The organism is Pediococcus ethanolidurans (assembly GCF_964062635.1).
In the GTDB taxonomy this organism is placed as follows: Bacteria; Bacillota; Bacilli; order Lactobacillales; family Lactobacillaceae; genus Pediococcus; species Pediococcus ethanolidurans.
The window spans coordinates 983,657-1,009,237 of sequence record NZ_OZ061250.1; the positions used below are offsets into that span (position 1 = coordinate 983,657).

Sequence of the window (25,581 nt, forward strand, 5' to 3'; positions counted from 1 at the left end):
AGCGTTTTCTAATTTTGGTGCTAAAATAAAATATCTGGACAAAGTTTTTGAAGGGAAGCATTAGGATGACAGAATCAAAGCAAGCAGTTCTAAAAGCTATTAAAGAGACAACAGATCAGTGGCGAGTTTCTGATGAGAAAAGAGATGCTGGGTTACCAACCCAGTTTGCAGATGTCACGCGGTACGATAATTTGAGCTATGGGCCAGCCGGAACCGAAAATCTATTGGATGTATATACACCAAAAGAAATCACACAAAAGGTTCCGGTAATCATTGATATTCATGGCGGTGGCAACGTTTATGGCTCTAAAGAACTATATCAACATTATTGTCTTGGCTGGGCAAGAGTTGGTTTTGGCGTGGTGAACTTCAATTATCGACTAGCTCCTAAAACACCATTTCCGGGTGCTTTAAAAGATACGGCATTAGTTGGTCAATGGATTTCTGAGCATTGTGAAAAATACCACTTAGATGTCGATAATGTATTTGTGATTGGTGATAGTGCGGGAGGAACGTTAGCTGAACAGTATTTAACAGCTTATTCAAACGAAGCGTATCGCACGGCACTTGGTTTGGTAAGTAGTGAGAAACTAAAAATTCGTGGTGGTTGTTTAAATAGTGGCTTTTATTTCATTGAACGCTCAGGAGCAATTCCTGAAAATAGCTTGATGAGTGCCTATTACACGCCTGAAGTGATGCACCGCTATGATCAACAATTACACACTGAAAAATTCATTACCACAAAATTCCCACCAGTTTTTGTCATGACAGCTAATCATGATTTTCTACATGATGAGGGAGTTCGTTTTGACCAGTTTTTAATTGATAAGGGTGTTCCACACGAATTTAAAGTTTATGGTGATGAAAAAGAACCACGCGAACACGTATTTCAATTGAATCAACGTGACGCAATAGCAGCAAACGCTAATCATGCTCAGGCTGAGTTTTTGCGTACTTTGATGAAGTAATTAGTTTTTAGATTCAGTTTGATTAGTAGATCTAGTTTATAACTGAAAAACTTCAAATGTTGATGTTAATTGATTATAAAAAGATGGGGAAATTCAAATGAGTGTAAAAGAGAAAAAGAAAATACAAATTAATATAGATAAAGCACCGGTAGAAGGTGGCATGCCATTTGATCTAAAATTAACAGAAGAGCAAAGGGCTAATCAGGACTTGCTTAATTCGATAAAAGGGTTACCTGAGGAGAAACTAGATACGCGAAAAAAGATTGAAAATTGGTTAAAAGATGAATCCGAAGACTATTAAAGAAAATGGGGTTATTAGTATTTATGTGGGATTTATTGAAAGAGCAGGAGATAAAGGACGCCCAGTAGTAATTTTAGAGAATAAGGATGGCATACTTCACTTCTTCAATATCACTAGCAAATTTAATTCTAAATCTAATCGTAATAAGGCGGAGTATTTTGAGATCTAGGATTGGAACTTACTAGGATTAAAAAAGCTTTCGTATATAGATATTGGCACAATTTTCTCAATACAATTGACCATGCTGTGAAACTCGGAAAGTTATCTCTTAAAGATGTCAAAGAGTTGGCTGTATTTATTCGTAAGTATCGAAAAAAGTTTAAGCAATAAAATGGTAAAAAAACTAACTGCACTTCTTGGCAGCTAGTTTTTCTTAATTAACGATTTAAGAAATATTATTCAGCAACAACTTGGAAGAATAAAACGGAACCCCATTTTTCACCCTTGATTAGACCCTTTGCTGTTTTTGCAGCAGCATCTAAATCATTATCAGGAGTAACTTTGAATTCGAGTTTCATACCAGTTTTCTTAACAAATTCGTATTTAAACTCGCCATCATATTCTGTCAAAAGCTTGGTAATATCGTCTTGTTTCTGTGGTGAATTAACTGCAATCATATTTTTCTCTCCTTAAACTATGCTAAAATTTTAAATCTCATATAGATAAATTCTATTATAAAAAAGATGAAAAGTAAACCCTTACACTATGATCTATTCAAGTCCTTTAACCTGTTGTATTAAAGAAAAGTGAATAAACTTTGAAGGCTAATCAGCTAATTTACACGGTAGTTCATTTCAACATGCGTAGTATTATTAAAAATAAATGGTTTACTACTTTGTTTAAAACCAAATTTTTTATAAAATCCAGTCACTTGTATTTGAGCTTCGATGATAATTTCTTTATTTGGCCATTTTTCCTGACACAATGAAAGGATGCGTTCGATGAGCTGTTTACCCATGCCGGTACCACGCAATTTCTTTGTAATCACTACTCTGCCAAAGGTAACATGATCATCCACTTCAAAAACACGTGCGTAAGCTAAAACATCAGAATTAGTTTTGTCTTGGTAATAAAGATGGTAAGCAATTAAGTCGTTATCATCCAATTCGTGATAAATACGAGTTTGTTCCACGACAAAGGTGTCAATACGTAGTTTTAAAAGATGGTATAGGTCTAAACTTGATCATTCATTAATTTTTTTGATCTGCCACATAAACATTCCTCTTTCTTTAATTAATAGGTATAATATAGTTGAAAATACAACTAAACAACTTTAAGGAGCAAATGAATGGATAGTACAAAACTATACAGATTGATTGGATCTATTTCACGACAATCAACAACCAGTGTTAATCAACAAGTCAGTCAATTAGGCTTGGATAACAACTTGTTTGTTTATTTAATGAGAATTGTCGAAAATGAAGGCCTTTCACAAGTTGAGTTAGTAACAATGGTTAGAGTCGATAAAACCACTTTAAGCAGGGCCTTGAATAAGTTAATTGCAGAAGGATATATCGATAAGGTGACTGATCCTCAGAATAAAAAGTTTAAAAATCTTTACCCAACCAAAAAGGGAAAAGAAGTTTATAATCAACTATATCGGATTGAACAAGCATACATTCAAAATGCGCTTAAAGACGTTTCACCAAGTGAGCAGCTTACCCTTGGTAAAACGTTAGAAAAAATTTATAATGCTTTATAAATATAAATGTAGTTTAGCACAATAAGTTGCAAATGCAACTATGAAAAGCAAAAAAATAAATATATACTTGTAATCGGTTAATTTTTCGGGTAACGTGAAATCAGAATCATTGCAGATACAGAAAGGAAAATAGGTATGGCTAATAGTGAAATATTTGGAAAAAAACGGGCTGATTATTTAAAATTTGCTGGGAACTATGCAGCAGGCACTTTTCTGGACAATAATATTCAGAAATCAAATTATACAAAAATTGCGCTTGTACCAACCGTAAAAACTATCGAATCATGGTCCAAGCTGTATAAGAAGTTTAACCTGGGTGAGAACTATTCAAATGAGCAATATTGGGATGATCAATCAAAATATTTATCAGATGTGACACAAGCCAAAGAATGGCTGGAGGAGTTATTTAAAGATCGTTTTGAAATTACCGCTGTCGGTGCTGAATTCTTGGAGGGCGTTGGTAATCGTTCTTCAGAAAACTCAGTTCAATTAACAGAAGCAACTGATCTGGATAATAATTGCTATTATATTTTGCAAGGCGGTTTTCCCGCGCTTGAGGCAAAAAGCAATGCCATTAAGCAATCTAAGAGTTTTGCCTACGATCGAGATGTGTTCCAAGTTGATGAAAATAATATGGTTTCATTTGATGAACGAAATTTGGATCTTTTAATTATGGCAATGGTTAAGGATTATTTTGATCGTGAAATCACGCCACAGGATTTAAACTCGAAACTTCCCGCTTTTCGTGTTTGTGGTACGTTTAATGATTATGGCAAGCCAGCATCAGATGGTAATCGCCTTTGTACCATCATTAAAACGAATCATAAAAATGAGTTAACTCAGGCTTCTGATGAGGAACAATTGGCATTGTTAAAAGCTGGAAAAGCTCTACCAGCTAATGCAGGTCGCAGTGCCGCATGGCAAGCTAACGAAAAGAAACGGTTAGAATGGCTGTTGGCGGGAGAACCTGCAACAACTAAGAACTAACTGACGGAAAATTTTAAGTTAATAAATTTTAAAATAAAAAACAGTCTAAATTAACAATTGGGTAATCAGTTGTGATATTTAGGCTGTTTTTCTAAAGGTTGAGAGTCCAAAACACATCTTGTTGTCTGATATAAAAGCGTTCTTGGTAAAAAATTAGATTTAAATTCCGTCTTCCAGCAAATTTGGGCTGGAACGTAGTGGGCGCGACTTGAAGCCGCAAACCACGTCTTCAAGCTCGGCCTTTATCTAAGCGAAAACCGCTAAGATAAATGTCACTACTGAGCCCATTTGTTTCCAGACTAAGTCTAATCTTTGAAATTTACATAGCGATATAAAGGTTGTTATATCAGTGGTACTGAGTATTATTGAAACATCAAACGTTCTTAGTCCGGAAGCGATTGGTCTCGTGCCCACCCAGTTCCAGACCGAGTGAGCCGTAGGACGGCAGTTAGACTATTTTTTGGAGATTGAGTCATTTAACATCAGTTATTAAAGTGATTTTGATACTTTCAACCTTTAGCTGTTTTTGTTTAAATATTTTTTATAACACAACATTAGTGATTTGATGCAAACCCCCTTGCTGCACCATTTCATTAGGATCTAAGCCTAACTTGCCATTGGGTACAGGAACACCTAATTGTGCATAATAATCGACCCAAAATGGCAAAATGATTCCGGTTTTCTGATCTGTAAAGTTCATTGGAATGAGTTTAAAAATTTGGTTATTTTCAAAGGCTGTATAAACAAAATCAGCACAGTAATAGCCATGGGCATTAGGTTTGTAACTGTCATTATAAGGTTGATCAAGCAGTTGTTTTGCTTGGGCAATAATCTGCGCAGCATCAATGGATTGATTCGCCCGAAAGAGATCAATTTGTGCCCAATCTCGAGTTTTAAACCTTGAATAAGGTTCACGAATACTTCCGGTGGACGGTAAGGTGTGAAGAACAAATATTTCATTGGCAGCTGTGACTTCAACAAGCGCAACGTGATCGTAAGTTACTTTTTTTGAGGTTACGGTGCTGTCAACAATGGCTTGCGAAAAATTATCGGGGATACTTTGTAAAAATAACAAATCAGCATTTTTAAACATGACTGAGTTCTCCTTGGATGAGCGTAGAATTTAATTTCAATTATAACGATTTAATTTAAAAAAGCTCAAGTATTGTCAGTATAAAGTTTTTTTGAAACAAAACAATCGGAAATTCTTCAGTTAGACGTACCAGTTGACAGTATTCTAGAAAATTTAGAGATCTACACTGTTTTAAATCAACCTCAAAACGGAATCAGAAAGTAGTTAAAAACTGAAACCAAATCTAATTAGAAACACTACCTACTAAAATTTGACACATACCTTGACCTAAAGCAGTGGCAATCAACGCTTGACACCGAATCATTAAATCTTGTTCCGCATTAAATAAACTATTACTATCCTTTAAAACTGTCATGATTTCTGTTAAGATTTGAGACATGAAGACCGTTACCTCCTAATTTTTGGCTACCAACCTAATTAGAAGATTAACGGTCTTCTCGTGTTTTGAAAAGGCTTTTTTCACTTCCCTACTAAAACTTGACACATACCAGTTTATTTTTTAATGTTGACATTCACCATATTTAAGACTAAAGTAATCACAACATAAAGACCTTTAACTTAGTCCGAGAGACCAAGAAGGATTCCGATGAAAGCAACAGGAAGACCCCTTGGCTTAACGGCTAAGGGATCTTTTTTAAAATTGAATAATGTCACTGAACCATTTAATTGTTTCCTGAGAGAACAAAACGGTGCAGTAAAGTCTTCGCATAAGCTCTTGCGGAGAATCTACAACACAAGCTAAAGCACTTAGTTAATCAGAAAACGGTTAACTAAGTGCTTTTTTATGTAGAAACGAAAGGAAGAAACAGCATGGTAGAACAAATACAGGCAAATTTAGTTTCGATTGATCAATTAACGGCAGACGATGCGTTAGATTTCATTCATGAGGCACAGGCATTTAAATCAGGTAAAAAGGTTCACTTGTTAAAACCAGCGTATGCAATGAATTTATTTTTCGAAGATTCTACCAGAACTAAAACCAGTTTTCAGATGGCAGAGATGAAATTAGGCATGCAGGTGTTAAATTTTAATGCCGCAACTAGTTCGGTTAATAAGGGAGAAAGCCTGTATGACACCTTACGAACCATTGAAGAAATCGGCGTCAACATTGCAGTGATTCGCCACTCACAAAACAATTACTATCAAGACTTGATAGATGCTCCTAATTTGAAAATTGGAATTGCCAATGCTGGTGATGGCTCTGGTCAACATCCCTCACAATGTCTACTTGATATGATGACCATTTATGAACAATTTGAACATTTTAAAGGACTGAAAGTTTTAATCAATGGCGATATCTGCCATTCGCGGGTGGCAAGATCAAATGCGGAAATGTTATCTCGATTGGGAGCTGAAGTTTACTTCTCCGGTCCTGAAGAATGGTTTGATCCACAACTTGAACGTTACGGAAAATTCGGTAGTTTTGCGGAACTTTTACCCAAAATGGACGTCATCAACATTTTGCGTGTGCAACATGAACGACTTTCTGGAAGTTCTAACAGCCAGTTTGACGAACAGGCCTATCGCAAGCAATTTGGTATTACTTCAAATCGAATTAAAGCATTAAAATCGGATGCCATTATCTTGCATCCGGCTCCCGTCAACCGCGGTGTTGAAATCGATGATGAACTGGTTGAAAGTTCGCATTCCAGAATTTTTACGCAAATGAAGAATGGCGTATTCGTACGAATGGCGATTTTGAGTAGTCTATTACGGTATCAAAAACTTTTGTAGGGGAGCTGAACAGCAATGACACTATTATTAAAAAATGGCGTGGGTTTTGTTGAGCATAAGTTGGTTCCACTCCAGATTTTAATTGTAAATGGTCGTATTCAGGAACTAAATGGTGCAACTAATCAGGCAGATGAAGTCATTGATTTACAGCATGCGTTCATTTCGCCAGGTTTAATTGATCTACATGTTCATTTACGTGAACCGGGATTTACGAATAAAGAAACCATTCGTACTGGTGGAGCTGCAGCTGTTCACGGTGGGTTTACAACGATTGGTGCAATGGCAAATTTAAATCCTACACCTGACACACCGACACGATTTAAACATCAATTAGAATTGAATCAGCAGACATCTGTAAAAATTAAACAGTACGCTCCGGTTACCAAAAAACGTGCGGGTCATGAAATAGTCGATTTTGCACAATTGGCTAACGCTGGTGCATTTGCATTTAGTGATGATGGTGCCGGAATTGAAAACGCAAATGTGATGTTGAGGGCTATGCAAGTCCTTGCCAAACTACGATTACCATTGTGTGACCATGCGCAGGATATGACTTTGACTAATGGCGGGGTACTTAATGCTGGCGCAGCTGCGCAAAAATTTAAAGTTCCAGGTGTGAATAATGTGAGTGAAACTGCTCAAATTGCCCGTAATTTAGTATTGGCGGCTAGTACAGGCGTTCATTACCATGTTTGCCATGTATCGACTAAAGAAAGTATTAATTTAATTCGAGTTGCAAAGGCTCAAGGTGTCAATGTGACCTGCGAGGTAACCCCACATCATCTTTTGTTGGATGACACCATGATTAAAGCTGAGCATGCCGCCCAATTTAAAATGAATCCACCTCTCCGTAGTGCCGCAGATCGATTGGCGTGTGTCGCCGGGTTGATGGATGGCACAATTGACATGATTGCAACCGATCACGCACCACACACAGAAGCAGAAAAAGAATTAGGAATTTTGAGTTCACCAAATGGCATCGTTGGATCCGAGACTGCGTTTGCATTGTTGTATACCAAATTTGTTAAAACCGAAATTTGGCCACTGGCAAATTTAATTAATTGGATGAGTACAGCGCCTAAAAAATTGTTTCAGTTACAAAATGCGGGTCAACTTAAAGTCGGCGATTCAGCGGACATTGCCGTTTTTGATTTAGATCGGCAAGTATCCATTAAAGAAACCAATTTTTTATCGAAAGGGCACAATTCGCCGTTTATTGGTGAGAGCGTGTTTGGATCAACAGTATTAACGCTGGTTGATGGAAAGGTTGCCTATCGGAGGAAACAAGATAATGATTAAAAAACGATATTTAGTGTTAGCAGATGGTGGAATTTATGAGGGAACCGCATTTGGTGGAGAAGTGAACTGTATCGGTGAATTAGTTTTTAACACTGGCATGACCGGTTATCAAGAATCAATTACAGACCAATCCTATAATGGAGAAATTTTAATGTTTACCTATCCGTTAATTGGCAATTATGACATTAATTTTGATGATGATGAGTCGGTAACTCCCAGAACAGCTGGGGTGGTTGTCCATGAACTCGCGCGCAAGGTTAGTAATTGGCGTAGTCAAATGAACTTGGATGAGTTTTTAAAACAGCATCATATTCCCGGAATTGCGGGCATTGATACGCGTGAACTAACCAAAATTGTGAGGGCTCAAGGCACGATGAAAGCAGCCTTGGTTAATACTTTAGAACAAGCGCAAGCATTCTTACAAAGTGACGTCAAAAAAACTTCACCGGATTTGGTGACTCAGAGTACTACCCAAAATGCGTATCCAAATCCAAATCCAAATTCAGGCAAACGAATTGTTGTGATCGATTTTGGCTTGAAACATAGTATTCTTCGCGAATTAGCGCAACGGCAATGTAATGTCACAGTATTGCCGGCAACTGCAACAGCCCAACAGGTTTTAAACTATCAACCAGACGGCGTTTTGTTAAGTAACGGCCCTGGTGATCCGAAAGACGTGCCAACTGCACTCGAGATGATTCGGACGGTTGAAAAAACGGTTCCGCTCTTCGGCATTTGTTTGGGTCATCAACTTTTCGCGCTCGCTAATGGTGCTGATACTTATAAGATGAAATTTGGCCATCGGGGTTTTAATCAACCTGTTCGCGAAATTGCGACAAATCGGATTGATTTTACGGCCCAGAATCATGGTTACGCGGTGGATGCAGCGTCTGTGCAACAAACTGATTTATTGGTCACCCACCAAGAAATTAATGATCAAACTATTGAAGGCTTGCGGCATAAAAAATATCCGGCCTTTTCAGTTCAGTTCCATCCTGATGCCGCTCCCGGTCCTCATGATGCAAGTTACCTTTTTGATGAGTTCTTAGATAATATTGATAGTTTTCAACGTCAAAGGAGGATAAGCACACATGCCTAAGCGTCAAGATATTCATAAGATTTTAGTCATTGGTTCTGGTCCGATCATTATTAGTCAGGCCGCTGAGTTTGATTATTCGGGTTCACAAGCCTGTCTCGCCTTAAAAGCAGAAGGTTATGAAGTGGTGCTCGTTAATTCTAATCCGGCTACCATCATGACTGATCCAGAAATTGCGGATCAAGTGTACATTGAACCTTTGACCCTAGAATTTGTCAGCCGAGTTATTAGAAAAGAGCGGCCAGATGCCATTTTACCAACAGTCGGTGGGCAAACCGGCTTAAATCTTGCAAAACAATTAGCCGAAGCCGGAGTATTGAAGGATTTTAATATCGAACTGTTGGGAACAAGTTTACACTCTATTAATCAAGCCGAGGATCGTGAACAGTTTAAAGAGCTGATGCAAAAACTCGGTGAACCAGTCCCAAAGTCTCAGACCGTTACCACCGTTAAACAGGCCCAGACATTTAGTGAACAGATAGGCTTTCCGGTTATCATTCGTCCCGCTTATACACTAGGAGGGACGGGCGGTGGCATTGCTGAAAATATGACTGAGTTGACTAAAATTGCTGAAAACGGGTTGGACTTATCACCCATTACACAAGTTTTAATTGAACAAAGTATTGCTGGGTTTAAAGAAATTGAGTTTGAGGTGATGCGAGATCATAACGACAACACCATGGTTGTGTGTTCAATGGAAAACTTCGATCCCGTTGGTATTCATACAGGAGACTCAATTGTCTATGCGCCCGTGCAGACCTTGTCGGATCGGGAATATCAAATGCTTCGGGATGTTTCTTTAAAGCTTATCTCGGCCTTGAAAATTGAGGGTGGCTGTAATGCTCAACTAGCTTTAGATCCTCATAGTTATCAGTATTACATTATTGAAGTTAATCCCCGAGTGAGTCGTTCGTCAGCACTGGCTTCTAAGGCCACCGGATATCCAATTGCCAAACTAGCCGCAGAAATTGCGGTCGGGTTAACTCTGGATGAAATTAAAAATCCAGTTACGCAGACCACCTTTGCTGCCTTTGAACCCGCACTGGATTATGTCGTTTGCAAAATTCCGCGCTGGCCATTTGATAAATTCAATCATGCTGATCGATTGTTAGGAACGCAAATGAAGGCCACTGGTGAAGTGATGGCCATTGGTCGCAATATTGAAGAAGCTACGCAAAAGGCAGTCCGCTCACTTGAAATTGGTGAAGACTTAATGGGTTCGCCTGCACTAACCAAACTCACTGAACAACAACTAACAGAAAGATTGGTGCATGCGCGGGATGATCGTTTGTTCTGTGTCATGGAAGCTTTACGTCGCCAATGGTCAGTTGCTGAAATTCATGAATTAACTAAAATTGACGAGTTTTTCTTGGATAAATTAAGTCACATTTTAGAAATCGAAGTTTTTTTACAGCAACAGCCTAATAATCTAACGACCCTCAAGCTTGCCAAACAAAATGGATTTACGGATGTCATTATTGGTAAGGCATGGGATCAAACTGCAGATGAAATTAGAAAATTACGGCAGGTTAATCAAATTTGGCCAGTTTATAAAATGGTGGATACCTGTGCCGCCGAGTTTGAATCACACACACCTTACTTTTATAGTACCTACGAAACAGAAAATGAAAGTCAACCTAGTGAGCAACCAACGGTCATGGTTATAGGTGCGGGGCCCATTCGAATTGGGCAGGGAATTGAGTTTGACTATGCCACCGTTCACTGTGTGCAAACGCTCAAAGCGGCCGGTTATCGTGCAATTATCATGAATAACAATCCTGAAACAGTTTCAACGGATTTTTCGATTTCAGACAAACTCTACTTTGAACCATTAACTTTGGAAGATGTTTTAAACGTTGTTGACCTAGAAAAGCCACTTGGTGTGATTGTTCAATTTGGTGGACAAACCGCGATCAATCTAGCCAAACCGCTGGCCGACCATGGTGTTAAAATTTTAGGCACTGCTGTGGCTGATGTGAACCGTGCAGAGGATCGTGATCAATTTAATCAAATTATTGAAGAATTGAAGATTCCACAACCATTAGGAGATACCGCAACGACCAATGACGAAGCACTTACCATTGGCAGAAAAATTGGGTATCCACTGTTAGTCCGTCCTAGCTATGTGCTGGGCGGTCGCGCAATGGAGATTGTGCATAACGATGAAGAATTAAATCATTATATGCATGCTGCCATTGAGGTTTCACATGAACACCCAGTTTTGTTGGATCGGTATTTAGTTGGAAAAGAATGCGAAGTGGATGCCATTTGTGACGGTGAGACGGTTGTGATTCCGGGAATCATGGAACACATCGAACGGGCAGGCATTCATTCTGGTGATTCGATGGCGGTTTATCCACCGCAAACCTTGTCGCCAGCAGTGATCAACCAGATTGAACAAGCCACCATTCAGTTGGCACATGCGCTAAATTGCTTTGGCTTGATGAATGTGCAATTTGTAATTCATCATGAACAAGCCTATGTCATTGAGGTGAATCCCCGTGCTAGTCGAACGGTGCCATTCTTGAGTAAAACAACCAAAATTCCAATGACTCAGTTGGCAACCCAGGTAATTATGGGTGGAAAATTAGCGCAACTAGGCTATCAAACTGGTATTCAGGCCCCATCCAAACTAGTGCATGTTAAGGCACCAATTTTCTCTTTTAGTAAATTAAATCAAGTAGATAGTTTACTTGGACCAGAGATGAAATCAACCGGTGAAGTCATGGGAAGCGATTGTTCCTTTGAAAAAGCTTTGTATAAGGCCTTTGAAGCAAGTGGCGTGCATTTGCCAGCGCACGGAAATATTTTGATGACGGTGCGGGATGCGGAAAAACCACAGGCAACAGAATTAGCTCGCCAGTTAGTTCAGTTAGGATTTAACTTGTTTGCAACCGAAGGAACCGCCCAGTATCTATCAGAACGAGGCGTGTTAGTTAAACAACGGGTTGAAAAATTGAGTGCCAATTCGCCGCAAATCGCACAACTGTTAACCGAACAAAAAATTCAGTTAGTGGTGAATACGGTGGATGACAACATGGAGTCCGTTAATGATGATACCAAGATTCGGGCGCTGGCAATCAGTCATGAGATTCTGGTTTTAACTTCATTAGATACTTTATCAGCAGTGGTCACGATGCTACAGAGTCAAGCTTACTTAATTCAAGCCATATAAAAAACGGAGGATGAGTGCATGTCAGAGAACAGATTAGCAGTTAGTTTACCAGGGTTAGAGTTGAAGAATCCAGTGATGCCCGCCAGTGGAACCTGTTGGTACGGACAAGAGTTTGCCCAACGCTTTGATTTGAATCTGTTAGGCGGACTAGTGATTAAATCAACCACTTTACAACCGCGGGCAGGTAATCCGAAACCACGGACAACGGCTACCACAGCAGGGTGGTTAAATGCCAACGGATTACAAAATGTTGGTGTCAAACAGGCAGTTGCAGAAAAATTACCTTGGTTGGACACCCATTTTCCAGAGTTGCCGATTATTGCCAGTGCGGCTGGTTTTAGTGAAGATGAGTACATTGCAGTCGTCAAAGGCTTCAACGAATCACCTAGTATTAAGGCGATTGAATTGAATATTTCGTGTCCCAATGTTGAAAATGGTGGCTTGGCGATGGGAACGGATCCAAAACTAGTTGAGGATCTGACGCGCAAGTGTGTGGCAGTGAGTCACGTACCACTGTATGTGAAACTAACCCCTAATATCACGGATGTGACGGCCATCGCCTTGGCCGCAGAAGCCGGTGGTGCAGCTGGATTAACCATGATTAACACTTTAACCGGCTTGAGCATTGATTTAAAGACTCGCAAACCAGCGTTGGCTAACGGAACCGGTGGTTTGTCAGGAGCAGCTTTGAAACCAATTGCCTTGGCAATGATTCATAAAGTTCATCAAGTTTGCCAATTACCTATTATTGGGGTTGGTGGCATTTCAAGTGCAGAAGATGTTTTAGAAATGATGATGGCTGGTGCTAGCGCTGTTGAAGTGGGAGCAGCGAATTTTCATGATCCACTGAGTTGTCCTAAGATTATTGCACAATTACCAACTGTGATGAATTACTATGGTGTCAAAACTTTGAAGGAATTGCAGGAGGTTAACTTTGATTAAATATGCACCGATTGTGGCTTTGGATGTTGCCAATATTGATCAGGTGATTGATATTTTGGAAAAATTACAAGTTGAACCACGACCCATAATTAAAATTGGGATGGAATTGTTTTACCACTTTGGACCAGATATCGTGACACAGGTTCAGCAACTAGGCTTTGATGTTTTCTTAGATTTAAAATTGCATGATATTCCTAATACAGTGGAACGCGCGGCACGGGTGATTGGCCAACTGGGTGTTAAAATGACCACTATTCATGCGGCCGGTGGTGCTGAAATGTTGGCAGCTGGAAAAAGAGGGTTGTTACAAGGTGCGCAAGAAATTGGCACAAAACCGGCTAAATTATTGGCAATCACTCAATTAACTTCAATTGATGAACAGATTTTACATACACAACAACATGTGGCAATTTCTTTGAAAGAATCGGTGCAAAACTATGCGCAATTAGCTCAAAAAACTAGTTTAGATGGGGTCATTTGTTCGGCTTTGGAGGTACCGTTTATTCGTGAAGTGGTTAGTGAAAAGTTTTTGTGTATTACGCCAGGAATTCGACCACAACAAGCTAAACAAGATGATCAAAAGCGCGTTGTGACACCAGCAAAAGCCGCTCAGTTAGGAAGTAATGGCATTGTTGTGGGGCGTCCGATTACGCAAAGTGATAATTCCCAAATCGCTTATCAACAAATTGCAAACGAATTTAAGGAGGAAAACTAAAATGACAATTGCTGAACAGGTTGCCCATTCTTTATTAGAAATCAAAGCAGTGGCTTTACGACCAAACGAACCTTTCACATGGGCAAGTGGATTAAAGAGCCCGATATACTGTGATAACCGACTGACAATTTCTTATCCCCAAGTTCGTCAATTAATTTGTAAAGGATTAGTGGAGGTAATTAAAACCAATTATCCAGATGCTGAGGTGATTGCGGGCACCGCTACGGCAGGAATTCCGCACGCGGCTTGGGTAGCGGAAGCGTTAAATTTACCTTTGATTTATGTGCGTTCCAAACCAAAGGATCATGGACAAGGTAAACAAATCGAAGGTGTTTTGAAAGCCGGACAAAAAGTCGTTGTCATTGATGATCTTATTTCCACAGGTAAAAGTGTTTTGGGTGCGGTGCAAGCTGTTCAAAAAGATAATGCCAAGGTGGTTGGTGTGGCTGGGATTTTTAGCTATCAGTTAGCGGCGGCAGATGTCAATTTCAAGCAAGCACAAATTCCTTTGCAAACCGTTACTAATTACAGCACCTTAATTAAGGTGGCTAAAGCTGAAAACAAAATTAGTGATGCTGAACTAGCCATTTTAAAGGATTGGCATTTATAAACTGAAAAATCTCCACTGAATTACGAAAGTTGTTTCGTTAACAGTGAAGATTTTTTAGTTAATGGTCGTTAACCTTTTTAGGTAATGAAATGATCAAACAAGTGGTCAGCACACACAAAACGGCAAAGAACATAAAGACATCATGACTACCCACAACAGTTTGTCTAATGGTTGATGAATGCGGAATGTTTTGTGTTGTCATCGCCAAAATCGTTGAGGCAATGGCAGTTCCTAGTGAACCAGAGTACTGTTGCAGCGTATTAAAAATGGCATTACCATCACCAATTTCAGTTGGCTTTAGCTGTTGCAACCCAAAAGTTAACGAATTATTGAATAAGAAGCTAAAACCTAACATGTAAATGGCGTAGAAAATGACAATGGTCATTGTTGACAAATAGTTTGTAAAAATAAGTAACAAGCCGATGCCAACTAACAAAAAGACCGCCCCAATGGAAAAAGGAATCTTTGCTGAATAATGATCAAGCAGTCGACCTGTAAACGGTGCAATAATGGCAGATAGTAAACTACCGGCTAGGAGCATCATTCCAGATAACATCACACCCTGTCTTAAAGAAAGCTGGGCAAAAGTTGGTAATACAAAAGTTAGCCCAATTTGAACGAACTGAATCAAGAAATAAATTAAAACTGCGCGCGTAAATAATAAGTTTTTGAAAATACGGATGTTAATTAATGGTTGCGCGTTACGAAGCGCTAAGACAATAAAGATGGCAAAGCATAAAATCCCAAAGATCAAGTTTCCATAGACAAGTGGCGTGATCAAACTGCCGTTTCCAGCATAATTAACGGCTAACGTTAAACCCGTCAATCCTAGAAAGACAAGTAAAAACTGTATTAATGGAAAATGACTTTTGACTGGTGGCTGACCTTGTTGCACGGTAAATAGGGCTAACAAACAACTTAGTACTCCAATTGGTAGAGTTAACCAGAAAATGAGTGGCCATGCATACATTTGGGTAATGAAGCCACCATAAGTCGGTCCCAGAGATGGCGCAAAAGCAACCACCATTCCGGCCATACCGACATACTGTCCCTGTTTAGAAAGGGGAACTTGATGCATGATGATGGCAAACATGAGTGGCATCACTAAGCCGGTACTAATTCCTTGAATAATTCTTCCGACTAATAACATGACAAGGGACGTGGCCGTTCCAGAAAATAGAATTCCCAAAATAAACAGTAGTCCAGCGGTTCCAAGAATTGCTTTGAATTTAAATCGCCGCTGAATGAATGCAGTTACCGTCATGGTTGCTGCTACAACTAATAAATAAGCGGTGGTTACCCACTGAACGTTATTTAAACTCTCGTGAAATTGCGCCATTAAAGTTGGAAAAGTCACGTTCATGGCGGTTTCCACCAGCACGCCACAAAAGGCTAACCCGGCACTGCCAACGATTGACAATTTCGTTTTGGAACTAACTGATGATACTTCTTGCATAAAAAAACCTCCAAATTTTAACTGAAGCACCATATACCTTAATCAGGTATGTTGCACTTTCGCTAGAATTGGAGGTTAACTTATTTAAAAACCACTGAATATCTTCTTTTGGAAGTTGAACAATAAGCACATAAATATACGTGCTTCAGTTTTAATTACTCTTTCATTATATCGAATAAATTTTGAAAATGCCAAGGGTAATTTTCAAAAAAATTATATAAAGCACAAAATGAAATCTGAAGCGAGTCAAAATAGGGCTACAATTGTGTGTTTAAAGTTATAATAAAATTGATTAACTTATAAAAAAGGGATGACTCTATGTCAGATTATCAATTTTTAAAACCATATACTTTCGCTAATGGTGCAACAGTGAGGAACCGCATTGTTATGCCACCAATGACCGAACGAAGTGCCTTTGAAAATGGCATTGTTTCCAACGATGAAATTGAATATTATCGTAAACGTGCGGGCGGTGTTGGAATTGAAATCACCGGTTGTGCCAACGTTTCGGAACTAGGCAAAGGCTTTGAGGGCGAATTAGCTGTAAATGAGGATCGAGATGTACCACAACTGGCGCGATTAGCAGCTGCTATGAAAAGTCGTGGTGCTAAAGCTATTTTGCAAATTTTTGATGCTGGACGAATGACCAATACCGCTATTTTGCGTGGCGAACAGCCAGTTAGTGCAAGTGCAGTGAAGGCCTTACGACCGGATTCAGAAACGCCACGCGAATTAAGCGAAGAAGAAGTTGAAACGGTTATTAAGGATTTTGGTGATGCAACAAAACGAGCGATTAAGGCCGGTTTTGATGGCGTTGAAATTCATGGTGCCAATACTTATTTGATTCAACAGTTCTTTTCTCCACATTCTAATCGACGTCGTGATCAGTGGGGCGGCACGCTGGATCAACGGATGAATTTTCCTGTTGGTGTTGTTGAAGAGATCCGACGAGTAGTTGATAAATATGCGCCGTCCACATTTATCGTCGGTTATCGAATTTCACCAGAAGAAATTGAAGATCCAGGAATTCGAATTGAAGATACGTTGACCTTAATTCCCAATTTAATTGAAAGTGGTATTGATTATTTACATGTCTCTTTAAATCGAGTTTGGCAAACATCTTTGAATAATAAAACTGATACACAGCCACTTATTGAAAAAATTCAAAATGTGGTGGCTCATAAAGTTCCCATGATTGTTGTCGGTCAAATTACGAAACCAGCAGATGCTGAAAAGGTCATTGAGGATGATTTTGAGTTTGCGGTCTTAGGACAAGAACTTATTAGAGAACCAAACTGGGTTCAAAAAGTGGTTGCCGGCGATGAAGATTCAATCCGCTATGAATTATCGCCAAGTGATTTGGATGAATTAGGAATTACCGCACCATTGTGGGATTTCCTGAACGGTCCGTTTAAAAAGACAATTCATATTACCAATGCCTAAATAAGAAAAATTCACTAATTAACAGATTTTGTTAGTTGGTGAATTTTTTAATATTAGATTTGCGCAAGTCGTTTCCTTAATGCAGGTTGACTAGCATAGATATAGAGACCATGAACACCACGTTTTAGTAGAACATTCAAAGTATTCATAATAAGTCTTTTTTTTATTTTAGTCAGTTCTACTGGATTCGATAAGTCAGCCCGTTTTTTGAAAATTTCGCTGTCGGTCACTTTATCCAAATTGACTGTCACACCGTCTGTACGGGGATCATATTCAATGGGTGGTCCCAAAATTACACCGACATAATTTAAATCAAATCCCTGAACAGTATAGATTGAACCTACTTCATTAATAGTTTTCGGTTTTTCTGCCCATGCTTGCCGTGAATAATTGTATTGATCCCATGGTAGCTTAAAGTTGCCCTCGACAATGTAGTGTTTGCCGCCATCCAATTTTGAGGGGTAACCAGTAGTTGAGACAATGCGTGATAAACCAAATTTTTGATTTTGTTTTTTAATTAATTGATACATATCGTTAGCATCATTCATAACACGAAAATCAAAGTGATCCGCACATTGCTTTGAAAGTGAATCGATCTTACCATGAGTAAAATCATCTATCCAAGTAATCAATTGAGAATCCACTTGCATGCGAAATTGATCGTGCAGGACATAGTTTTTATGAGGATAGGTTTGAACAATTTGATTTAATCGTTGGCGATCCCAATAGCTTTTAGTTTTTAAAACTTGATTTTCATCAAAAACTAAAATAACAATTTTACTGTATTTAATAATTTCAGCTAGTTGATTCTGTTGATCAAAATTATTGTAACGATCGGGACGCGACAGCAACAGATGAGCTTCATCAATGACAGCAATATCGTAAATGACCTGATCTTTATTTCGGCGGTTAATAAAGGTAGTGGGGCGATCAAAATCCTTTTTATATAAATTGGGCTGATCACCAGCAATTTCTTGATAAATTTTTAAAATTTCAGGATGATTCACAAGAAAAATATTTTTCGTTTTAGCAAGTGGTTTTTCTGAACCACTACGGCTTGCCGTTTGTAAATCATTAAAGATTTGACTTAGGACAACACTCTTACCAGTACCAGCTTCCCCGTAAATTGTAAAAATGGCGTGGTTACTTTTGTTGATATGAGCCGAAATAAAAGTCATGATTTTATTTTTCAAGTTCAGTTGTTCAGCAGTTAAGTGTTTAAATGGCGATAGTTTATAGCGGGCATCATTGACTTTAGTTGAATTCAATTGCGTTCCTTCTCTCTTAGTATGCTAACTTTAATAGTAAGCCAAAAGTAGGCATCCTTCAAAGTGGTATACTTTGCACAATAAACAAATAAAGGAAGTAGTTACGTAAAATGCTTAAAATAGTTGCTTTAAATAAAGAAAACTTAATAGATTGGGATCGTTCTAATACTCAGTTTGAGTTGACTGGTCGGGTGATTCCAACTTTAAAAAATGGTAAATGGACAATTCGAGAAGCACCCTTTGAAAATGCCAAAACAACTAAATTTCCCGCCGAGAGTCCGGATGAGTCTTATTTGACGGATGCACAAAAGCAATTATATTTTGCTTATTTGAATGGTCAAAATGTGGGGCAAATACGCATGTTTAAAAACTGGAACAAATTTTGTTATATTGAAAACATTGCAATTCAAACCGGTCATAGACATGTCGGTATTGGTCAACAATTATTTGATGCGGCCGAAAAATGGGCGCGTGATAATGGATATATTGGCTTACAATTGGAAGCTCAAGACGACAATTTAAATGCTTGCCAGTTTTATCAGAAACAAGGGATGCAGCTTGGTGGTGTAGATACCTTGTTCTATACGGCTAATCACAATATTAGTGTGGCTTTACAATGGTACAAAATTTTCTAAGTTAGGTTAAATGTTCGTAATTCAATTTTGGGTTCTTTATAATGAGGGCAATAACTGATTGGGAGAACAGAAATGAACTTAAAAGACAAAAATATTTTAATTATTGGTGGCACGTCTGGATTTGGGGCAGAGGTTGCTAAACTAGCTTTGAAAAAGGGCGCAAATGTGCAAGTTGTTGGTTATAGTCAGGAACGATTAAAGCAGTTTTTAACTGAGAACACGAAAAAATATTCAAAGTTATCAGGACAGGCATTTGATGCGCAAAATTTGGAATCATTGACCTCGTTTTTTGAAAAACAAAAACCCTTTGATCATGTTATTTCGACACTTGGGGATGCCATGGGTGGCGGCTTTTTGGATGCTTCAATGACGTTAATTCGCAAAACCATTGAAGATAAATTTTTCGTGAATTTACAACTTGCAAAAGTTGCAAGTAAGCATCTGAACCAGCAAGGTTCACTTATTTTCACTTCTGGTTCTGGTGGACATCCAAATGATGCTTCTGGTGCAATTGTGGGTAATCAGGCGATTAACACAATGTAGCGGTTGAGTTAGCGCCAAATTTTCGGGTTAACGCGGTCTCTCCAACGTGGACATCAACTGGTTTATGGCGCGGATTAACAACTGCAGAGCTAGAAAAACAAAAGAAGACGTTTGCGAAAAATGTGCCTTTGAATAGGGTAGGAACGATTGCTGAAGTGGCGTCGGCCTATTTGTACTGTATGGAAAATGATTTTGTGACCGGTCAGGTTTTACGAGTTGATGGTGGCGTGGATTTGTAAAAGTGTCTGAAGGACTGCTTTGCGTAATTTATTAATATTGAATTGCTTCAAACTTCTAGGATCATTCTCTGAAGAATTATGCCATAGTTTAAAAAAACTGAATAAAGCAGTTGACTAAGTATATACGTATGTATATACTTTTTGTGTGAGATTAATTGTGCAGATGTGGTAAATGAAAATAGAGTTGGGAGGCTTCAATGTTGTTAACAAAAATAAAAAATTGGGGTAATTCTCAGGGATTGCGTATTCCAAAGAGTATTTTGAAGCAAATCGATGTTAAGAATATAGCGGAGGATGACGTGATGCTCACAGTAGATGGGGAAAAATTAATTATTGAAAAGGCACCAAAGAAATCAAAATTAATGCAACGATTTAGCAATTTTGATTATGAAAAATATTTAAAAGAGAATAAATCTGATCGAGTTGTGGATAAAGGTAAACCAGTTGGGCGAGAACTTTGGTAACTTTTATTTAGAATTTAGTTTCAAAACGGTAAAATTTAGAATCAAAATTGTGAACGGAGAAATGTAATGTTTGAAACCTATGAGCGTGGTGACATTGTATGGATGAATTTTAATCCTTCAATTGGACATGAACAACCTGGAAAACGGCCTGTATTAGTTTGGACAAATAAAGAAAGTCAAATGGTCAGTGGATTTGCAACGGTAATTCCGATTACGTCGCATGATAAAAATTATCCGTTGCATGTAAAATTGGCTGATTTGGTTCCGGAAGTACACGGGGTGATTATGACAGAACAACTTATTTCAGTGGACCTTCAGGAACGTAAAATGAAAAAAATCACTAATTGTGGTCCGAAGATTTTGTCGAAGGTCGATGAGATTATCGCAGATATGATTGTTTGAGCTTGTAAAAAGGAGCTTTGAACGCTTGATTACAAACGTTCAAAACTCCTTTTTTATCTCTGTATATATTAGGTTATTCGTTGTGATCTTCACCTGGTGCAGTGTCTACCAAACTATCCAATGTTTCCATGTCTTCATCCGGAATCACAAAATCTAAATGCGTATTTTCTTCGATATGCGCAGGATTGATCGCCTTAGGTAAGGGGAGAATGTTATGTTGTAAGCAATACTTGATTGCCAATTGCGCAACTGACACGTGATTATTCTTAGCGATATCACCAACTTCTTGGTTATGCAATAGATATCCGGTTGCCAAAGGTGAAAAAGCTTCGACTAACATACCACTTTGTTTGGCAAATCTTACGTTACCGGGTTCTGTATAGCCAATATAATATTGAAGCTGGTTAACCATGGGTTCAATGTCGCAATGTTCTAAGATGTTCTTTTGATCTTGAACATTAAAATTAGAAATTCCAATTGCCTTCGCACGACCAGATTTATAGATTTCTTCCATAGCTCGCCAAACTTCAACGTTTTCCTTAGAGTAATCAGCACCCATTTCATCCCATGGCCATGGTGCATGAATTAAAAAGAGATCAACATAATCTAATCCAAGGTTTTGAATAGACTCTTCAAAAAAGTGGAGGCTATCGGCATAAGTTTTACTTTTAGCTGGTAATTTAGTGGTCACAAAAATTTGATCACGAGGAATTTTTGAATCACGAATAGCTTTACCCACACTTGCTTCATTTCCATACTGCCAAGCGGTATCAATGTGACGATACCCAGCAGCCAATGCGTTTTTGACAGAACTGTAAGTAACTTCACCATCAGGAATTTGCCAGGTTCCAAAGCCAACTTTAGGGATCTTAACACCATTACGGAGCTCAAAAGTTTCAGTTAAAGCGCTCATCAAACATCTCTCCATTTCAATAAACAATTTTTTGATACCTTATGATACCACGGTTTTTGATTTCAAAAATTAATTTTGTGAATAACTAAAGGTTGAAACCACAAAAACACATCTAGTTGCCTGATACAAATAGTTGCCTGATACAAAAGCGTTCATGGCAACAAAATCAGATTTAAATGCCGTCTTCCAGTAAATTTGGGCTGGAACGTAGTGGGCACGACTTAGAGCCGAAATACACGTCTCTAAGTTCGGCCTTTATCTAAGCGAAAATCGCTAAGATAAATGTCACTACTGAGCCCATTTACTTCCAGACTAAGTCTAATCTTTGCAAGCAACACATCGACATAAAAGTTGTGACATCAATATTACTGGGCATTATTTGACATCAAACATTTTTAGTCCGGAGGCGATTGGTCTCAGGGGTGAAATTATTCTTAGTAATTTATTACTTAGAATAAGGCCGAGTTTGAAGACAAGTGTACTTCTTGGCTTCAAATCGTGCCCACCCCGTTCCAGACCAAGTGAGCCGCAGGACGGCAGTTAAACTATTTTTTGTATACCAAGTCGTTTACCATCAGTTATTGAAGTGATTTTGATACTTTCAACTTTTTATGAATAAAAATAAAGCCGGAATTTTTTCTGACTTTATTTTTGAATTTAAAAGTTTGTTAGTTATGCTCGAATTCGTTTCCGCATAAAGAGTTTACGTCCTTCTTCAATTAAAACAAGTGGAATTGGGATACAGAAAAGTAAGAGCCAATCATGCCAGTCGATAGGAGCTGTGTTAAACAGCCCTTGTAGAAATGGCACATAAATCAAAAGGGTCAGCAAGATAACTTCAAAGATAATACCACCCCAAATACGACGGTTACTAAATAACCCAATGCTGAAAACGGACGAGTCCTTCGTTCGACAGTTAATAGCTGCTGCAATTTGACAAAAGACGATAGCTGCCAATGTCATAGTTGTGGCTTCTTGATAAACAGAACCGGATGCTGCTAGAGCCACATTTGGCCAGCCATGTTGACTGTTGACAAAGAAGTAACCAATGGTTGAAATTACTGAAGCCACCATCCCATACCAAGCAAAGGCTTTAAGAATAATGCCACGATTAAGCAGATGAGCAGTTCGCAAGCGTGGTGGTTGTTTCATAATTCCGGGTTCGCTTTGTTCAGCACCAAGGCCAAGCGCTGGGAGCATATCAGTCCCTAAATCAACTGTTAAGATCTGCATAACGGTCAATGGTAACGGAATTAAACCACGTGAAAACAGGAATAAAATCGAAGGCGCAGCTTCTGGCATATTACTATTTAAAATATATAGAAGGAACTTCTGCAGGTTACTATAAACAGTGCGGCCTTCTTCGATTGCGGCTACGATTGAAGCAAAGTTGTCATCGGTTAAAATCATGTCCGCAGCATCTTTGGCAACATCGGTTCCCGTAACCCCCATGGCAACCCCAATGTCAGCTTTTTTGAGGGCAGGTGCATCATTGACACCATCGCCAGTGGAAGCCACAATTTCGCCGTTACTTTGGAGAGTAGTGACGATACGATACTTTTGTTCAGGTGCAACACGGGCAAAAATAACTTCACCTTTTAAGGCTTCTTTAAGGTCTGCAGTATGCATTTCTGCTAGTTCATCACCAGTGATGACCCGTGCTTTGTCAGTATTAATTCCGATTTTTACGGCAATACTTTTAGCTGTTAAAGAACTATCACCGGTTACCATGATAATTCGAATGCTTGCTTCGTGGCACTTATGAACGGCCTCAAAGATTTCTGGACGAGGAGGATCCGCCATAATCGTTAAACCAACGAAAGTTAGATGTTGTTCAGTTTCTTCAATCGTCCAATCTTTAGGATCATCTGGCAAATTAGCATCGGAAGCATCTCGATAAGCAATTGCCAAGGAACGTAATCCTTGAGCTGCATATTTTTTATCTGCTTGGTTGATTTGTTCCTTATCAGCATCTGTAATTGGCCGAATTTTGCCGTTGTCTAGGATGGTTTTACTGATTGGCAAAATACCATCTAATGATCCTTTGACACAAATAGTAGTTTTATCAGCCACTTTATGGAAAGTGGACATGCGTTTTCGATCTGAATCAAAAGGTGAGGCACCAATTCGAGGGAACTTTTTGGTTTCTTCTTCCAAATTGATTCCGGCTTTTTCCGACAAAATGATTAGTGCAGCTTCAGTAGGGGTTCCAATAATCTTAGGGTTATCACCGTCAGTTTTTGGAGCTTCTACCTTAGTGTCGTTGTTAAGGGTGGCAACTCTTAACAAAATTTGTAAATCTGGTTGTTTGCTGATATCAATATCTTTTCCATCTAGTTGAATATGGCCGTTGTTGACATAGCCTTCACCGTTGACGGTATATTCATGACTAGCCAACCAAAGATGATTAATGGTCATTTGGTTTTGCGTTAAGGTCCCAGTTTTATCTGAACAGATAACCGTTGTTTCACCAAGGGTTTCAACGCTGTTTAAATCTTTAACCAAGGCGTGTTTTTTTGCCATGCGAGTGACCCCTTGTGCTAATGAAAGGGTTACAGTTGGTAATAAGCCTTCTGGAATAAAGGCCACAATCATTCCCAAAGCAAAAATAAATGATTTGGCGATTGGATAATGAACGAAAAAGATTGCGGCAACGAAAAAGATCGCACCGATTAAAATAGCAATTAACGATAATTGACGGGTCAAGTGATTCAATTCAACTTCAAGTGGACTTGCGTGGTGTTTTTGACTCTGAGTCAGTTTGGCGATTTTACCAAATTCTGAGTGCATGCCCGTAGCGACCGCCACAGCAGTTGCAGTTCCGCTACCAGCAACGGTTCCCGCAAATACTAAGTTGGATTCGGCAAAACGACCGACACCATGTGAGTACTCGACTTGTTTGCTGACCAAAACAGATTCACCAGTAAGTGCCGATTCGTCAACCTGAAGTGAGGTGGACTGAATGATGCGGGCATCCGCTGAAATACTATTACCAGCCTGAATGATGAAAACATCACCAGGAACCAAATCTTCTGAGTTAATTTGTTTTGGTTTACCATCCCGCAGAACTTGTGCATAGGTTGGTAACATTTTTAAGAGCGAATTTGTCGCCTTTTGAGCCTGATGTTCCTGCCAATAACTGAAAATACCATTGATTACATTGACGGCCCAAATGGCAATTCCTAACTCAACCATTTGTGCAAAAATCGCAATGAAACCACTAATCCAAAGCAAAATGGCCATTAAACTTGTGAAGTTTTTTAAAAAGGCTTTAACCTGAGATTGCTTTTTGTTTCGCTGGATCGTGTTCGGTCCAAATTTTTTTAGTAATCCAGCTGCTTGTTCTGAAGATAAACCTGATTCTTTAGTATCAAAGTACTTATAGACATCTTTTATATCCATAGACGCATAACGCGTTGTACTTTTTTGGTTTACTTTATCCAAAATACTGGCCTCTTTCTATCCAATTTAAGTGCAATTCCTTGCACCGTATTAGTATAACGTCATTTGATGAAAAGCAGTCATTTTTTTAGTTATAATACGATGATTCTACCGAAATAGTACATATAACTCATTTTTTCAACCGGACTGTTGTT

General features: G+C 38.8%; 23 protein-coding genes and 2 pseudogenes. 17 read left to right on the plus strand and 8 right to left on the minus strand.

The features are described 5' to 3' along the window. The first annotated feature begins 65 nt into the window (after positions 1-65). From AB3219_RS04895 to AB3219_RS04905, 3 genes are all read left to right on the plus strand, one after another. Positions 66-968, plus strand: coding sequence for an alpha/beta hydrolase (locus AB3219_RS04895; RefSeq protein ID WP_260365901.1), 903 nt, complete (start codon positions 66-68; stop codon positions 966-968). 97 nt (positions 969-1,065) lie between these two features. Then, positions 1,066-1,269, plus strand: a complete 204-nt coding sequence (locus AB3219_RS04900; protein WP_260365900.1) for a hypothetical protein — start codon at positions 1,066-1,068, stop codon at positions 1,267-1,269. Beyond that, positions 1,250-1,438 carry a hypothetical protein gene (locus tag AB3219_RS04905; RefSeq protein ID WP_367369338.1) on the plus strand — a complete coding sequence of 63 codons (189 nt, stop codon included), beginning with the start codon at positions 1,250-1,252 and terminating at the stop codon, positions 1,436-1,438. Before AB3219_RS04900 ends, AB3219_RS04905 begins: the two co-directional genes overlap by 20 nt. Positions 1,439-1,664: 226 nt before the next feature. Here the strand turns inward: AB3219_RS04905 and AB3219_RS04910 are convergent, their stop codons facing one another. Then, the gene (locus AB3219_RS04910) at positions 1,665-1,886 is read right to left on the minus strand and encodes a hypothetical protein (protein WP_057805484.1); all 222 of its coding nucleotides are present in this window, start codon (positions 1,884-1,886) and stop codon (positions 1,665-1,667) included. Positions 1,887-2,041: 155 nt separating this feature from the next. After that, a pseudogene (locus AB3219_RS04915) lies at positions 2,042-2,482 on the minus strand (GNAT family N-acetyltransferase). A 75-nt stretch (positions 2,483-2,557) separates the two neighbouring features. Between AB3219_RS04915 and AB3219_RS04920 the strand changes: the two are divergent. Both AB3219_RS04920 and AB3219_RS04925 read left to right on the plus strand, forming a co-directional pair. Beyond that, the gene (locus tag AB3219_RS04920; protein ID WP_260365899.1) at positions 2,558-2,971 is read left to right on the plus strand and encodes a MarR family winged helix-turn-helix transcriptional regulator; all 414 of its coding nucleotides are present in this window, start codon (positions 2,558-2,560) and stop codon (positions 2,969-2,971) included. A 135-nt stretch (positions 2,972-3,106) separates the two neighbouring features. Next, positions 3,107-3,958, plus strand: coding sequence for a hypothetical protein (locus AB3219_RS04925; RefSeq protein ID WP_260365898.1), 852 nt, complete (start codon positions 3,107-3,109; stop codon positions 3,956-3,958). A 541-nt stretch (positions 3,959-4,499) separates the two neighbouring features. On the opposite strand, the gene AB3219_RS04930 is transcribed toward AB3219_RS04925, so the two are convergent. Together AB3219_RS04930 and AB3219_RS04935 are read right to left on the minus strand one after the other, a co-directional pair. Beyond that, the gene (locus AB3219_RS04930) at positions 4,500-5,051 is read right to left on the minus strand and encodes a YiiX/YebB-like N1pC/P60 family cysteine hydrolase (RefSeq protein ID WP_367369339.1); all 552 of its coding nucleotides are present in this window, start codon (positions 5,049-5,051) and stop codon (positions 4,500-4,502) included. Between the two features lie 223 nt (positions 5,052-5,274). After that, a complete protein-coding gene (locus tag AB3219_RS04935) occupies positions 5,275-5,430 on the minus strand; it encodes a hypothetical protein (protein WP_216753381.1) in 156 nt (51 codons plus the stop codon). Positions 5,431-5,861: 431 nt separating this feature from the next. Here AB3219_RS04935 and AB3219_RS04940 point away from each other — a divergent pair, with 431 nt between their 5' ends. From AB3219_RS04940 to pyrE, 7 genes are read left to right on the plus strand one after another with little or no spacing between them, the layout of a single operon-like run. After that, on the plus strand, positions 5,862-6,785 hold the full coding sequence (locus AB3219_RS04940; RefSeq protein ID WP_260365897.1) for an aspartate carbamoyltransferase catalytic subunit: 924 nt from the start codon (positions 5,862-5,864) through the stop codon (positions 6,783-6,785). A gap of 15 nt (positions 6,786-6,800) precedes the next feature. After that, positions 6,801-8,084 carry a dihydroorotase gene (locus AB3219_RS04945; protein WP_216762964.1) on the plus strand — a complete coding sequence of 428 codons (1,284 nt, stop codon included), beginning with the start codon at positions 6,801-6,803 and terminating at the stop codon, positions 8,082-8,084. After that, complete coding sequence (gene carA / locus AB3219_RS04950; protein WP_260365896.1) at positions 8,077-9,183, plus strand: glutamine-hydrolyzing carbamoyl-phosphate synthase small subunit; 1,107 nt, start codon at positions 8,077-8,079, stop codon at positions 9,181-9,183. Before AB3219_RS04945 ends, carA begins: the two co-directional genes overlap by 8 nt. Next, complete coding sequence (gene carB, locus AB3219_RS04955; RefSeq protein ID WP_216753377.1) at positions 9,176-12,355, plus strand: carbamoyl-phosphate synthase large subunit; 3,180 nt, start codon at positions 9,176-9,178, stop codon at positions 12,353-12,355. Before carA ends, carB begins: the two co-directional genes overlap by 8 nt. Before the next feature lie 18 nt (positions 12,356-12,373). Next, positions 12,374-13,297, plus strand: a complete 924-nt coding sequence (locus tag AB3219_RS04960; protein WP_216753376.1) for a dihydroorotate dehydrogenase — start codon at positions 12,374-12,376, stop codon at positions 13,295-13,297. Further along, the gene (gene pyrF, locus AB3219_RS04965; protein WP_260365895.1) at positions 13,290-14,012 is read left to right on the plus strand and encodes an orotidine-5'-phosphate decarboxylase; all 723 of its coding nucleotides are present in this window, start codon (positions 13,290-13,292) and stop codon (positions 14,010-14,012) included. Before AB3219_RS04960 ends, pyrF begins: the two co-directional genes overlap by 8 nt. A 1-nt stretch (position 14,013) precedes the next feature. After that, a complete protein-coding gene (pyrE, locus tag AB3219_RS04970; protein WP_216753373.1) occupies positions 14,014-14,622 on the plus strand; it encodes an orotate phosphoribosyltransferase in 609 nt (202 codons plus the stop codon). A 58-nt stretch (positions 14,623-14,680) separates the two neighbouring features. On the opposite strand, the gene AB3219_RS04975 is transcribed toward pyrE, so the two are convergent. Next, the gene (locus AB3219_RS04975; RefSeq protein ID WP_216753372.1) at positions 14,681-16,078 is read right to left on the minus strand and encodes a DHA2 family efflux MFS transporter permease subunit; all 1,398 of its coding nucleotides are present in this window, start codon (positions 16,076-16,078) and stop codon (positions 14,681-14,683) included. A 318-nt stretch (positions 16,079-16,396) separates the two neighbouring features. Here AB3219_RS04975 and AB3219_RS04980 point away from each other — a divergent pair, with 318 nt between their 5' ends. Then, a complete protein-coding gene (locus AB3219_RS04980) occupies positions 16,397-17,521 on the plus strand; it encodes an NADH-dependent flavin oxidoreductase (protein ID WP_216753371.1) in 1,125 nt (374 codons plus the stop codon). Positions 17,522-17,574: 53 nt separating this feature from the next. Here the strand turns inward: AB3219_RS04980 and AB3219_RS04985 are convergent, their stop codons facing one another. Next, a complete protein-coding gene (locus tag AB3219_RS04985; protein WP_253953611.1) occupies positions 17,575-18,789 on the minus strand; it encodes a DUF2075 domain-containing protein in 1,215 nt (404 codons plus the stop codon). 110 nt (positions 18,790-18,899) lie between these two features. On the opposite strand from AB3219_RS04985, the gene AB3219_RS04990 reads away from it, so the two are divergent. The 4 genes and pseudogenes from AB3219_RS04990 (at position 18,900) to AB3219_RS05005 (ending at position 21,072) form a co-directional block, all read left to right on the plus strand. Then, positions 18,900-19,424 carry a GNAT family N-acetyltransferase gene (locus tag AB3219_RS04990; protein WP_216753370.1) on the plus strand — a complete coding sequence of 175 codons (525 nt, stop codon included), beginning with the start codon at positions 18,900-18,902 and terminating at the stop codon, positions 19,422-19,424. A gap of 72 nt (positions 19,425-19,496) precedes the next feature. Then, positions 19,497-20,206, plus strand: a pseudogene (locus AB3219_RS04995) (SDR family oxidoreductase). A 197-nt stretch (positions 20,207-20,403) separates the two neighbouring features. Then, entirely contained in the window at positions 20,404-20,670 is a 267-nt protein-coding gene (locus AB3219_RS05000; protein ID WP_216753369.1) for an AbrB/MazE/SpoVT family DNA-binding domain-containing protein, read from the plus strand. 66 nt (positions 20,671-20,736) lie between these two features. Beyond that, on the plus strand, positions 20,737-21,072 hold the full coding sequence (locus tag AB3219_RS05005; protein ID WP_260365894.1) for a type II toxin-antitoxin system PemK/MazF family toxin: 336 nt from the start codon (positions 20,737-20,739) through the stop codon (positions 21,070-21,072). Between the two features lie 73 nt (positions 21,073-21,145). On the opposite strand, the gene AB3219_RS05010 is transcribed toward AB3219_RS05005, so the two are convergent. After that, entirely contained in the window at positions 21,146-21,985 is an 840-nt protein-coding gene (locus AB3219_RS05010; RefSeq protein ID WP_057805395.1) for an aldo/keto reductase, read from the minus strand. A gap of 672 nt (positions 21,986-22,657) precedes the next feature. Then, entirely contained in the window at positions 22,658-25,387 is a 2,730-nt protein-coding gene (locus tag AB3219_RS05015; protein WP_216753405.1) for a cation-transporting P-type ATPase, read from the minus strand. Positions 25,388-25,581: the final 194 nt, after the last annotated feature.

What these genes read in the sequence shown, in the direction of transcription:
- AB3219_RS04920 (WP_260365899.1), top strand. Translation starts at nt 2,558, where the DNA reads ATGGATAGTACAAAACTATACAGATTGATTGGATCTATTTCACGACAA.
- AB3219_RS04910 (WP_057805484.1), bottom strand. Translation starts at nt 1,886, where the DNA reads ATGATTGCAGTTAATTCACCACAGAAACAAGACGATATTACCAAGCTT.
- carB (WP_216753377.1), top strand. Translation starts at nt 9,176, where the DNA reads ATGCCTAAGCGTCAAGATATTCATAAGATTTTAGTCATTGGTTCTGGT.
- AB3219_RS05005 (WP_260365894.1), top strand. Translation starts at nt 20,737, where the DNA reads ATGTTTGAAACCTATGAGCGTGGTGACATTGTATGGATGAATTTTAAT.
- AB3219_RS05000 (WP_216753369.1), top strand. Translation starts at nt 20,404, where the DNA reads ATGTTGTTAACAAAAATAAAAAATTGGGGTAATTCTCAGGGATTGCGT.
- AB3219_RS05010 (WP_057805395.1), bottom strand. Translation starts at nt 21,985, where the DNA reads ATGAGCGCTTTAACTGAAACTTTTGAGCTCCGTAATGGTGTTAAGATC.
- AB3219_RS05015 (WP_216753405.1), bottom strand. Translation starts at nt 25,387, where the DNA reads ATGGATATAAAAGATGTCTATAAGTACTTTGATACTAAAGAATCAGGT.
- AB3219_RS04990 (WP_216753370.1), top strand. Translation starts at nt 18,900, where the DNA reads ATGCTTAAAATAGTTGCTTTAAATAAAGAAAACTTAATAGATTGGGAT.
- AB3219_RS04935 (WP_216753381.1), bottom strand. Translation starts at nt 5,430, where the DNA reads ATGTCTCAAATCTTAACAGAAATCATGACAGTTTTAAAGGATAGTAAT.
- AB3219_RS04905 (WP_367369338.1), top strand. Translation starts at nt 1,250, where the DNA reads ATGAATCCGAAGACTATTAAAGAAAATGGGGTTATTAGTATTTATGTG.
- AB3219_RS04940 (WP_260365897.1), top strand. Translation starts at nt 5,862, where the DNA reads ATGGTAGAACAAATACAGGCAAATTTAGTTTCGATTGATCAATTAACG.
- AB3219_RS04975 (WP_216753372.1), bottom strand. Translation starts at nt 16,078, where the DNA reads ATGCAAGAAGTATCATCAGTTAGTTCCAAAACGAAATTGTCAATCGTT.
- AB3219_RS04945 (WP_216762964.1), top strand. Translation starts at nt 6,801, where the DNA reads ATGACACTATTATTAAAAAATGGCGTGGGTTTTGTTGAGCATAAGTTG.
- pyrE (WP_216753373.1), top strand. Translation starts at nt 14,014, where the DNA reads ATGACAATTGCTGAACAGGTTGCCCATTCTTTATTAGAAATCAAAGCA.
- AB3219_RS04930 (WP_367369339.1), bottom strand. Translation starts at nt 5,051, where the DNA reads ATGTTTAAAAATGCTGATTTGTTATTTTTACAAAGTATCCCCGATAAT.
- AB3219_RS04960 (WP_216753376.1), top strand. Translation starts at nt 12,374, where the DNA reads ATGTCAGAGAACAGATTAGCAGTTAGTTTACCAGGGTTAGAGTTGAAG.
- AB3219_RS04900 (WP_260365900.1), top strand. Translation starts at nt 1,066, where the DNA reads ATGAGTGTAAAAGAGAAAAAGAAAATACAAATTAATATAGATAAAGCA.
- AB3219_RS04980 (WP_216753371.1), top strand. Translation starts at nt 16,397, where the DNA reads ATGTCAGATTATCAATTTTTAAAACCATATACTTTCGCTAATGGTGCA.
- AB3219_RS04895 (WP_260365901.1), top strand. Translation starts at nt 66, where the DNA reads ATGACAGAATCAAAGCAAGCAGTTCTAAAAGCTATTAAAGAGACAACA.
- carA (WP_260365896.1), top strand. Translation starts at nt 8,077, where the DNA reads ATGATTAAAAAACGATATTTAGTGTTAGCAGATGGTGGAATTTATGAG.
- AB3219_RS04925 (WP_260365898.1), top strand. Translation starts at nt 3,107, where the DNA reads ATGGCTAATAGTGAAATATTTGGAAAAAAACGGGCTGATTATTTAAAA.